7 protein-coding genes and 1 pseudogene are annotated in these 11,706 nt (G+C 68.0%); 1 reads left to right on the top strand and 7 read right to left on the bottom strand.

What is annotated here, in order from left to right; genetic code table 11:
• The 3 genes and pseudogenes from M2317_RS15290 to M2317_RS15300 all read right to left on the bottom strand — a co-directional run.
• A pseudogene (locus M2317_RS15290) lies at positions 1-944 on the bottom strand (Ig-like domain-containing protein); the annotation flags it as partial.
• A gap of 132 nt (positions 945-1,076) precedes the next feature.
• Positions 1,077-1,646, bottom strand: coding sequence for a DNA-3-methyladenine glycosylase I (locus M2317_RS15295; RefSeq protein ID WP_429461605.1), 570 nt, complete (start codon positions 1,644-1,646; stop codon positions 1,077-1,079).
• A 43-nt stretch (positions 1,647-1,689) separates the two neighbouring features.
• On the bottom strand, positions 1,690-3,747 hold the full coding sequence (locus M2317_RS15300) for an acyl-CoA dehydrogenase (protein WP_429461607.1): 2,058 nt from the start codon (positions 3,745-3,747) through the stop codon (positions 1,690-1,692).
• Between the two features lie 164 nt (positions 3,748-3,911).
• Between M2317_RS15300 and M2317_RS15305 the strand changes: the two genes are divergently transcribed.
• Positions 3,912-4,328, top strand: a complete 417-nt coding sequence (locus M2317_RS15305; protein WP_429461609.1) for an OsmC family protein — start codon at positions 3,912-3,914, stop codon at positions 4,326-4,328.
• Positions 4,329-4,334: 6 nt separating this feature from the next.
• On the opposite strand, the gene M2317_RS15310 is transcribed toward M2317_RS15305, so the two are convergent.
• From M2317_RS15310 to M2317_RS15325, 4 genes are all read right to left on the bottom strand, one after another.
• Complete coding sequence (locus tag M2317_RS15310; protein ID WP_429461611.1) at positions 4,335-5,396, bottom strand: HTTM domain-containing protein; 1,062 nt, start codon at positions 5,394-5,396, stop codon at positions 4,335-4,337.
• Entirely contained in the window at positions 5,393-6,211 is an 819-nt protein-coding gene (locus M2317_RS15315) for a DUF5819 family protein (protein WP_429461613.1), read from the bottom strand. Before M2317_RS15315 ends, M2317_RS15310 begins: the two co-directional genes overlap by 4 nt.
• Before the next feature lie 73 nt (positions 6,212-6,284).
• Positions 6,285-10,619 (bottom strand): choice-of-anchor G family protein, encoded by a 4,335-nt coding sequence (locus M2317_RS15320; protein WP_429461615.1) that lies wholly within the window; start codon positions 10,617-10,619, stop codon positions 6,285-6,287.
• A gap of 231 nt (positions 10,620-10,850) precedes the next feature.
• Positions 10,851-11,660 carry a histidine phosphatase family protein gene (locus M2317_RS15325; protein WP_429461617.1) on the bottom strand — a complete coding sequence of 270 codons (810 nt, stop codon included), beginning with the start codon at positions 11,658-11,660 and terminating at the stop codon, positions 10,851-10,853.
• Positions 11,661-11,706 lie beyond the last annotated feature (46 nt).

The raw sequence follows: 11,706 nt of genomic DNA on the forward strand, positions 1-11,706 counted from the left end.
TCCCCCGGACACTCCCGCACGAACCGGCCAGACCCCGACCACGCCCCATACGAACACCCCAACAACGACACCGGCGCCGACGGCTCCCCCTCAGCCCCCGCCGGAACCACCTGCACCTCAGAACCATCCAACGGCACCCGCACAAGATCCGTACTCGTCGCCACCGTCACCACATCCGCACCCGCAGACGCCTGCTGCAACACCGCCGAACCCGCCCCAGCAATCTCCGTCGAAAAACCACCCGGAGACGACACGACGCCCGCCTGCCGGTCCAGCACCACCGGAACATCACCGACCGCCGTGATCGAGGGCTTACTGTCCTTCTTCAGCCCCTCGACCGCCGTCTGCGTCGGCTCGAGAGGATCGCCCTGCGCATCCACCGGAAGCGTGAACACGGCAGATTTCGACGGAGAGACTCCGTATACCGTGCCGTCGTCGCCGACCACGACATCCGCGTTCCGCCCGAGTTCGAGCACCGGTTTCGCACTGACGAACTCGAAGCCCGAGAGGCCGGTGACCGGTTCGACCCACAGATCGCCGGACTCGCGGTCGAGGATCGCCACGGTCTTGGCTCCGAGGTCGACCTTGCCGTCACCGGGGATGGACGTGGCGTCGCCGAGTGTCACGCGGGCGGGATCGACAGCCGCGACCGTCGATTCCTCGCGGTTGACCACGATCACGTTGGCTTCGTCCTGGACGATGTCGAAGTTCTCGCCAGTCGTCCGCAGGCCGCCGTCGAGCAGCGTCGACTCGTTGTTGAAGTGCCCCACGAGAAGATTCGACGACTTCGTGACCCAGACGCCGCCATCGTTCAGATCGACCTCGGTCGTGGGGTTGCCGTCATAGGTCAGCGCGAGAGTCGTGATCGCCACCGCCACCGCAGTGACCACGGCGGTGGACGCGAGCGTCTTCGGCCGCGCACGGACCCAGCTCAGCACCTTCATTCGACGATTCCTCCTGGACGGCTCTCGGCGGATCGGGACGCAGGCGCGCCGCATTCAGCGCAGGGCGTGCCCGCGCCATCTTAACCACGTCGCCTGGATGCCACGCGATGGGGAGAACTCCCCATCGACGGCTCAGGCTGTGCGCCAGCAGCCCTCGACGTGATCGTCGACCATGCCAGCGGACTGCATGAGCGCGTACATCGTGGTCGCCCCGACGAAGCGGAATCCTCTCCGACGCAGCTCCTTGCTCATCGCGGTCGACTCCGCCGTCACCGCCGGCACATCGGCGAAGCTGCGCGGGCGCGGGCGGGGCGTCGGTGCGAACGACCACATCAGCCCGTCGAGCTCGCCGTCGGGCATCTCCGACACCAGTGCGGCGTTTCCGATCGTGGCGAGGATCTTCGCGCGGTTGCGGATGATCCCGGCATCCGCCATCAGGCGTTCCACGTCGTCCTCGGTGAACTGCGCGACGACGTCCGGCTCGAATCCGGCGAACACCTCGCGGAATCGCGGCCGCTTGCGCAGGATCGTGATCCAGCTGAGTCCGGCTTGGAAGCCCTCGAGCGCCATCTTCTCGAACAGCGCGCGGTCGCCGTGCAGCGGCCGGCCCCACTCCTCATCGTGGTAGCGCTCGTACTCGGCATCCGATCCGACCCAGGCGCAGCGGGCGCGGCCGTCTGAGCCGGTGGCGAGGGAGGTCATGATCCCAGCGTAGGCGGACCGGCCGACACGGGCGCCCGCGCGCTCAGGCCTTCTTCTTCGCCTTCAGCGCCTTCTCGGACACCGGTGCCGTGCCGGATGCCGCGAGCTCGGCGTAGTAGGCGCGGGCCTCGTCCTGACGCTGCTGCTCGATGCCACTGGCGATCGGTGCCCGCAGGTGCTCCGGCTCGTAGCCGAAGGCGTCGACGAGGTCGAGCGCGTGCGGGCGCAGCCGCCGGCACAGCCGGTCGATGTAGCTCGACACCGCAGCCGCACGCTGGGTCGACAGCCGTCCGTGGATGATGTGCCAGGCGAGGTGCTTCTCGATGAGCTGGAGCCCGAACAGGTCGCGCAGCCAGGTGAGCACCTGCTTGGTCCCGGCATCCTCTACACCGCGAACAGCATCCGTGAACGCCTCCCACTGGAGCAATTCGCCGTGCGCGCGTGCGGCTTCGATGAGCTCGGCCTGATTCTCGTTGAAGAGCCTTTCGCCGAGCACCTTGTCCTTGCCCGCCGGGCGCAGACGCCCCGCGATGTCCGCGACCATCTGCTGCACGCGATCGGCCAGCAACTCGTGCTGCTGCTCCTCGCGCAGGCCGTTCTCGACGGAACGCGCCGTCGATCCGAGGTCGGCGACGGCCTGACCGAGCTGGCGGAGCCCTGCTCCGTGGAACACCTTGCCCGCGGTCTGCGCGGCGACGAGCTTCGCCAGCGCCGCAGCATCCTTGCCCCGGAACTGCTTGGCGTAGTCGGTGAGCAGCCGCTTGCCGACCAGTTGCAGCAGGACGTTGTTGTCGCCCTCGAAGGTGACGTAGATGTCGAGATCCGCCCGGAGCCCGACGAAGCGGTTCTCGAACATGAACCCGGCACCGCCGCAGGCTTCCCGTGCCTCCTGCAGCGTGTCCAGCGCATGCCAGGTGGACAGCGGCTTGAGGGCCGCGGCCAGGGTCTCGAGGTCTTCACGATCATCGGGGGTGTCGGTTCGGCCGGAGAAGACCCCGTCGAACTTCTGCAGGAACTCGTCGTGCGCGAAGATCTGGGCATAGGTGGTCGCGAGCCGCGGAAGCAGACGGCGCTGGTGCTTGCCGTAGTCGAGCAGCACGACCTCCTGGCCGTCCGCCCCGTCGAACTGGCGGCGCTGAGTCGCGTAGGTGATCGCGATCTTCAGCGCGAGTGCGGATGCCCAGGACGCCGCGCCGTCCAGGGAGACACGACCCTGGACCAGAGTGCCCAGCATGGTGAAGAAGCGACGACCGGGGCTGTCGATCGAGCTGCTGTACGTGCCATCAGGAGCCACATCGCCGTACTTGTTCAGCAGGTTGGTGCGGGGGATGCGCACGTGGTCGAAGCTGAGACGGCCGTTGTCGATGCCGTTGAGTCCGCCCTTGAGGCCGTCGTCCTCACGGCCGATGCCGGGGAGGTCGTTGCCGTCCTCACCGCGCAGGGGCACGTAGAAGCAGTGCACGCCGTGGTTCACGCCGTTGGTGATGAGCTGGGCGAACACGGTGGCCGCGATGCCGTGCAGTGCAGCGTTGCCGAGGTATTCCTTGGTCGCCGCGCGGAACGGCGTGTGGATCACGAACTCCTCGGCCTCGGGGTCGTAGGTCGCCGTGGTGCCGACGGCGGCAACGTCCGAACCGTGCCCGATCTCGGTCATCGCGAAGGCGCCGGGGATGGAGAGGTCCATGACGCCGGGGAGCCACTTCTCGTGGTGCTCGGCTGTGCCCAGCTGGAGGATCGCGGAGCCGAACAGCCCCCACTGCACACCGGACTTGATCTGCAGGCTGGGGTCGGCCGCGACGAGCTCCTCGAAACCGGCGATGTTGGCGCCATTGTTCTCCTCGCCGCCGAACCGCTTCGGGAAGGCGCGGTGCACGGCGCGGTTCTCGACGAGCAGGTGCAACTGGCTGAGCACGCGTTCACGGTGCTCGTCCTTGCCGAGCTCGTCCTGGCGCCAGAACGCCGAGTCCTTGATCATCTCGCGCGCCTCACGACGAGTGTCGGCCCAGGTGCCGAGCAGCAGGTCGTTCACGCGGTCGATGTCGATGCGCGGAGAGTTCAGGGCCGCGGAGGCGGCGTGCGGGCGGACGGCAGCGTCAACCATGGATGTTCCTCTCAGAGGGAATCAGGATTGCTTCGATGGTAGGACTCCTCCAACAGGGTTGAAAGCCGTGTGTGACTATCCCCCAAGAGCGAGGGCTCCCGTGCCCGTATGCGGTTGTCCCTTCCCCACATTCGCCCCGCCCAGGGCGGGCGTACGGTGGAGGCATGCGTGCCAACTACCGGACAGCAGCGGTCAATCGAACGGGCGCCGATGGCGTCAGTTCCGTCCCTGGTGGCCTGTCCGTCTCCGTCGCCTCACCTCTCGGCCCGGATCCGGATGCCGCCGCGACCAACCCCGAGCAGCTGCTGGCTCTCGCCTGGGCGACATGCCTGAACGGTACGGCGCAGGTCATCGTCGCGGGGGCGCACCGAACGGCGGTGCGCGTCGAGGTGGAACTGCGCCCGGCCGCCCCTGGGCCCGGGTACGAGTTCCACGTCCACGCGCATCTGTCCGCCGAAGGCCGTTCACTGTTCGAGACGCAGGAGATCCTGGATGCCGCGCATGCACGCTGCCCGGTGTCCAAGCTGCTGCGCGATGCGGCCACGACGAGCGTGCACGCGGAGGAGTACGTTCCCGACTGACCGTTGTCAGCTCAGTGCCGCCTGCGGCGGCGGGGTCGTCTTCGCCGCGTCCCACCGTCTGACCGCTCCGGTGCTCAACCGCATCCAGGTCCGGTCCCTGATGAAGATCGAGTCGATCGCGATCATGGTGAGCGAGAACCACGGCAGCCCCATGAGCACCGCGATCCCGATGTGGAACGAGAGGATGCCGATCAGCCCGATGAGACGCGTCGGACGGGTCAGCAGCATGAGGGGGAAGGCCACCTGCAGCAGGATGGAGCCCCACGTGGCCGCGACGACCATCGGCCCCCAGGACGTGACGAGATCGCTCAGCACCGGCCAGGTGCCGAATCGAGCCGTGTGCAGCGGGTCGTAGACCGCCCACCCCTTCGCCCAGGGATCGCCCCCGGCTTTGTAGAGGGCACCGGATGCGTAGACGAAGCACACCTGCGCCGTGAGCGCGACGAGAGCGAGGTTGTGCAGCATCGTGCCGATCAATGCCGGCTGGCTGCCCGGAGCGAACCACTCGCCCTTCTTCGCCCGCCGTCGCGCGTCGATCGACCATCGTGCGGCCGGATCGGCGAAGAACAGCAGAATGAGGGCGATGCGGAACATGTTGTCGCCCTGGTCGCCGACCATGTCATTGGCCTCGATGAAGCCGACCCACAGGCAGAAGAAGATCGGCAGGACGATGCGGAACCGCCAGCCGATCGTGAACAGCACCGCGAGAGCGATCAGCAGCACGTACAGGAGCGTGTAGAGCGCGGCGTTGCCCATGACCGCGTGGAAGGCGCTGAACATCCAGATCTTCGGGAAGTCGCTCACCGGCTCGGCGAGCTCGCCGTTCCACGCCGAGCCAGGGCCGAACGTGTACAACCGGGTGCCGAAGTTCGACGCCAGCAGCCCGAGAGCGGTGATGCCGAAGAGGATGCGGGTGACGGCGAGACCGTAGAGAGCCTTCTTGCCGTTGAACAGCCAGTCGTCCACGAAGGCCGAGATACGATCGATGGCCGAGATCACCATCGCCCACAGGCCGGAGATCATGGACCCGGCGAAGGTCAGGAGGCGGGCAGGCACAGAGGCGCTCATTTCTGGGTGCTCTCGAACTGGTGGCGGAAGGTGTCGCCGAAGTCGTCGCGGCTCTGCCCCTCCTCCTCGATGGGTCCCCGCCAACCGGTCGTCGAGAACGTCGGATCAGGGCGCTGCGCGCCTGGGTCGTTGCGCTCGGCATAGGGCACGACGTTCTGGCGGCTGACGCGGTACTGGACCTTCACGACGTCGTCGCCCCAGATCGCGTAGGCGACCTGGGTCGCGTAGGCCGTGGAGAGATGCTCCTCGCGCATGTAGGCCTCGGTGGACGCGCCCTCGTCGAGTTCCTCGAACGAGCGCACCATCCACTCCTCCCAGTCCTCGGCGGCGAAGTCGAGTGCGGCGACGGCCTGCTGCTTCTCGTCGAGCTTGTTGTAGGCGTTCATCTGACCGCTCGCGACCTCGCTGGACTGGATGCCGGCGCGGGGCGGGAACAGGTTGTACCGGATCATGGACAGCTCGACGTCTGTGGCGCTGACCCATCCGGTCTCGACTTCTTCGCCGTCCTTCTCGATCACGGCACGTACGTTGAAGTGGTAGTCGCCGTTGATCGGCTCCGGCGCGAAGACACTCCACGATTGCCCGAAGAGCGGGAGCATGTAGCCGGACAGGACCTCCTGCGACGGGATCTCCCGCAGCGCCGAGTACGGCGCGATCCACAGGAACGACGCGAAGATGTGCCAGAGCGTCAACAGGCAGGCGGCGAACGCGATGAGCCTCACCCACCAGGTCGGGCGCGGTCGTGGCGCGGCCACCGCGGCATCCGTCGACGGCGCTTCCCGCGCTTCGTTCCGCTCATCGATCTTCGTGCTCATGCCTCATCCGTTTCATCACTGAAGGTCGGGGCCGTCCGCAGGACGACCCCGACCTTCACAGTGTGCCGTGCTCTTACTCTGCCGCGGCGACCGCTCGCCGTGATCGGGCGACGAGCGCTGCGCCCAGACCGAGCATGAGGAGCAGAACTCCCAGCGCGATCCAGCCGGACGGCACGTCCGAACCGGTCGTGGCGAGGCCGTCGGCGACGACCTCGAACGTGCCGGCGACGCTGCCCGATTCAGCACCCGTCAGGGTCACGGTGTGCGTGCCCAGATCGGTTCCGGCCGGGATCGTCCAGGTGAACGTCACCGTGCCCTCGGCATTGGCGACCTGGGTCCCCAGTGCGACAGTCGAGGACGACATGACACCTGTGACGGTCTCGCCCGGAGCGAAGCCCGTGCCGATGGCGGTCTGCTTGTCACCGCGCTCGAGCTTCGGAACCTTCACCGTGATTCCGAGCTGGCCGGCCGGGTCGGCGTCAGCGGAAGCATCAGCCGAAGCGGTTGCCGTGGCGCTCGCCGAGGCGGTTGCCGTGGCAGCAGCCGCAGCATCCGCCGTCGCAGTGGCCGAAGCGTCCGCCGCAGCGTTGGCCGAAGCCGCAGCCGACGAGGTCGCCGTCGAGGATGCCGAAGCAGCCGCAGCTGCGTTGGCGTTCGAATCCGCCGCAGCCGACGTGTCCGCAGCCGCGCTGGCCGAGTTGTCCGCCTGAGCCGAAGCCTGAGCGGCGACAGCCGCGGCAGCGTTGGCAGCAGAGGTCGCGTCGACCGTGGCATCCGCCGTCGCGTCCGCCGTCGCAGCGGAAGCCGCAGCGGCCTCCGCATCAGCGGTCGCAGCGGCATCGGCCGCCGTGGATGCGTCTGCCAGAGCAGCCGCGACCGCAGCAGCCTGAGCGGCGGCGTTCTGGTCGCTGTCCGCCTGCGCCGAGGCCGAAGCCGAAGCGGTGGCGTTCGTGTTGACCTCAGCAGCCGCAGCCGGGTCAGCGTCTGCCGTTGCCGACGCAGCCGGGTCAGCATCCGCCGTCGCCGACGCAGCCGGGTCGGCGTCCGCGTCGGCCGCAGCCGTCGCCGATGCGTCGTTCGACGACGTCGCCGTCGCAGCGACCGCAGCAGCGGCAGCCGTATCGGCCTCCGCAGCGGCGGTGGCATCAGCGGCCGTGCTCGCCGAGTTGTCCGCCTGAGCCGCGGCCTGAGCGGCGACAGCCGCCGAAGCGTTGGCATCGGTGGTCGCATCGGTCGACGCAGCGCTGGTCGCATCAGCCGTCGCAGCAGACGCCGCAGCGGCTTCCGCATCGGGCGTTGCAGCCGCATCCGCAGCCGTGGAGGCGTCAGCCAGAGCCGCCGCGACCGCAGCAGCCTGCGCTGCGGCGTCGTTGTCGGCGTCCGCCTGGGCGGATGCCGCAGCCGAAGCCGTGGCGTTGGTGTTGACCTCGGCCGCAGCGGCCGGATCGGCGTCCGCGTCGGCGTCTGCCGTGGCGGCCACCGATGCATCGGTGGACGAGTTGGCGATCGCCGCGGCCTCAGCTGCCGACGATGCGTTGCCATTCACCGCAGCGGAGCCTTCTGCAGCCGTGTCGGACGAGGCGTCGGCCAGAGCGGCAGCCTGAGCTGCCACCGCGGCGTTCGCATTGGCCGCCGACGTGGCGTCGGACGTCGCGGTGGCCGACGACGTCGCGGTGGCCGCTGCAGAAGCCGCGGCCTGTGCCGTGGAATCCGCAGCCGCCGTTGCGTCCGCCGTGGCGTCGGCGTATGCCGCTGCCTGCGCCGCGACGTCTGCGACAGCATCCGTGGTGGCGTCGGCGTTCGCGGAAGCGGATGCCGAAGCGGCCGCGTTCGCGTTCGTCGAAGCCTCGGAGGAGGCGTCGGTCGAGGAATCCGCCGTTGCGGCAGCCTGAGCCGCCACCGACGAGTTCGCGTTCGCGAGGGCTGTTGCCGCAGCGGCGACATCGTCGGAGGCATCCGCCTGTGCCGCCGCCTGTGCTGCGACCGAAGCCTGCGCGTTGACGTCCGTCGTCGAGTCGGCCGAAGCAGCCGTCGATGCGTCGGCGGTCGCTGCCGCCTGTGCCGCGATGTTCGCGTCGGCGTTCGCCGCCGCAGTCGCCGCGCTCGTCGCGTCCGCCAGCGCTGCGGCTTCTGCCGCCGCCTGTGCGGACGGGTCGCCGTCAGCCGTCGCGTCCGCCGACGCGGATGCCGAAGCGGCCGCGTTGGTGTTCACGTCGCCCGGGTCGCCTGCTGTGACCTCGACGGTGTCCGTGGCCGTCACGTCACCAGCAGTACCGGTGATCGTGAAGCCCGTACCCGGGGTGGTATCGGCCGGAACGGGGTACGTCGTGGTGAACGCACCGTCGCCGTCCGTCAGGACATCGACCGCCGTACCGATCGGCGCGTCATCCGCGTCCGTCAGCTGCAGCGTGACCGTCGTGTCCGCCGGCCAGCCCGTTCCGCTGACGGCGAGGTTGCCACCGGCCGGGACCGTGTCCGCCGCGTCGATCGCCGGGACCGCAGCCGCAGGTGCGACCTCGATCGTGTCCTGTGCGGTGTTGCCCGCGCCATCGTCGCCGATCACGGTGTACTGGGTGCCGGGCGTTGCGGTTGCCGGGATCGGCAGCGTTGTTCCGGCCGGGAACGCGCCGCTCGCATCCACGACGACGGGTACGACATCTCCGATCGGGGCGTTGGTCGCCGGATCGAACAGCTGAACATCCACCGTCGAGCCCGGGGCCCAGCCGCTCGAATCGATGGCTGTCGTGCCACCGGCCTCGACGGGGCTGCTCGCATCGAGCACCGGTGCGGCATCCGCGGCCTTGACCGTCGACGAACCGAGTTCGATGGCGACGTCCGCGATGTTCGGCAGAACGTTGATGGAAAGCGCGCGGACCGTGAAGCTGTCCACGCCGAGATCGCCCGTGACGGGCTGCTCGTTGATTCGAATCTGCGCCACTTCGGTGAGAACCGGGTCGAGCGCGTTGTCGAGCAGATCGGTCACGAGCGGCTGGATCACCGTCATGAGTGTCGGCTGCAGGTCGGCCAGGACATCGGTCACTACCGGCTGAAGAGCTCCGCCGATGTCTGTGACGAGGCCCGTGAGCGCGTCGATGATGGGCTGCAGCACAGTTCCGACAGGGATGCCTGCAACGTTGATTCCGCTTGTGTCCACGACGGGCTCGTCGTACTCGGCGTCGCCGAGGAAGCCGCCGATGGTCCCCGTCACTGTGACCGGCGCGTCTACCAGGGCGCCGACGATCGGCAGGCTGATGTCCGCCTGGATGTCGACGACCACCTCGACGCCGTACAGGCCGGCCGTGATGATGTCGACCACCTTCGAGACGAGGGAGTTGTCGCCTGCGCCGACGATCGCGTCGCTGACGCCGTCGAGAATCGAGTTCACGGTCGTGCTGTCGAGCACGTCCGTGTTCGCCGGCAGGTCGTTCAGGCTGGCGACCCCGTATCGATCCATCAGGATCTGGGCGAGGTCGACGTCGATGGTCCCGTTGCTCAGGTCCACCGACAAGGTGCCTTCGGTGTTCTCGAGAGGCGCGTTCAGCAGCGCGGTGCGAACTTCCGCCACCAGCGACTGCGTGTCGATGGAGAGCTCGTTCAGCTCCGCGTTGGTCAGTGGCAGCGCCCCGATGACGGACAGGACTCCACCGACCAGCGTCTCGATGTCTCCACCGTCACCGAGGAGATCCTGGATCGGCTGCAGCGCCGTTCCCAGCGTTTCGTCGACCGTGTCGACCAGGCCACCTACCAGCGGGCTGGAGATGTCGAGCTGCAGGTCGGCCACGGCGTACTCGCTCGCGGTCGTCGTCCCGTTCTTCTGCGCCGTCGAGCCGAGCGCGCCGAGCTGGATCGCGGCGTTGCTGAGCAGCGTGTCGACCGCTTCGTCACCGATCACCTGCGAGAGGAGGCTGCTCACATTCAGTTCGGCAGGGGCGAACCCCTCACCCGCTGCAGCATCGACGTTGAGCGATCCGTCTTCGTTGATGATTCCCGACGATGCAACCGAGTTCGTCAGCGTCGGGGACGCACTGCGGCTGGAGATCGTCCCGAGATCACCGAGATACAGGAGACCGTTTCCGCCCTCGGTCGGGGTGATGAGCGGAAGCGTGACCGTCCCCAGGTTCAGGTCCGCGAGACCGCCGAGAAGTGTGAGATCCAGATCATCGCCGTTCGGGCCGGCGTCGTCCGGGTTCGCCGACTGCGAATACGCCGATCCGACGACATCGAGTCCGAGCCCCTCCACGAAGATGCCATGTCCGTGCGAGGCCGAGATCTCGTCGGATTCGATCACATCGCCCATCGCTGCGGTCGGAGCGAAAGCGCCGCCCAATACGACTGCCGCGGCGGTGAGACCCCCGATCGCAACTGCTGCGACTCTGCGCTTGCGCAGAGCTATCCCCTTGTCATTCATTCAGTGCCCTCCCGTGATGCGGACGATGCCGCGTCACAAGACCCTCCCCAGGCGTCGACCCCTCGTCGACAGAGCTCGTGTACCGGTCAGTATTGCGGTATACCGGGCGACTGTCCAGCCAAAACACAGGAAACGGCTCGCTGCTCGTGAACGACGAAGGCGCATCCGCGGAACTCCGCGGATGCGCCCTGTGGCTTGTACCGAATTGTTACGGTCGGCCGACCATTCGAATCACTCCTGGGCGCCGGCCTCGACATAGCTCAGATCGTTGACCGTCTCCACCGACCACTCACCGTCGTCGTACACGAGCTCGCTCACGGCGGCATTGTCGATGCCCGAGGTGACCTCGCTCAGGTCGGCCCCCAGCATCCCGAGCGCCAGCGTGATCGTGATGCCGCTGGAGACGACGAGCACCTCGCCGTCGCCGTCCTCGGCCGCCTGTTCGCCGATGTCCTCGAGCGCGGCGACCGCTCTCTCGCCGACCTCGGCCGAGGTCTCGGCCGGCAGGTCGGTGTCCGCAGAGCCGGCGGCGACGGCATCCAGAGCTTCGGTGAACTCCACGGAACCGAACATCGCACCGACGTCGGCATAACCGAGCTCCGCCGCGGCGAACGACCACATCTCGTCGTTGCCCGCCCCTTCGAACCGACCGAACGCGGCCTCGCGCAGCCGCTCATCGCGAACCGGCTCGATCTCCTGACCGATCGCGTCCAGGACGATGGTCGCGGTACTGAAATGACGCACCATGTCGGCCGAGTACGCGGCGTCGAACTCCACGCCCGCATCGGCCAGACCGACGCCGAGGTCTTCGGCGACTTCCTCGCCGTCGGCGACGAGCGGGCTGTCGGCCCAGCCCTGAGCGCGTTCCAACTCGTTCAGCATGGTCTCGCCGTGCCGCGTCAGGAAGATCCGGGCACTGGACGAGCCCGCGGCCTCCTCGGACTCTGCCGGTGCGCTCGATGCGCAGCCGGCGAGACCGGCGACGAGCACGAGGGCCGTTGCTCCGGCCAGAACCGGGCGCAGGGGAAGACGTGAGGTCATGGAGATTCTCCTTCGAATCGATGTATGCAGAAACAGGAATGAATCG

The organism is Microbacterium sp. ZKA21 (assembly GCF_050434165.1).
In the GTDB taxonomy this organism is placed as follows: Bacteria; Actinomycetota; Actinomycetes; order Actinomycetales; family Microbacteriaceae; genus Microbacterium.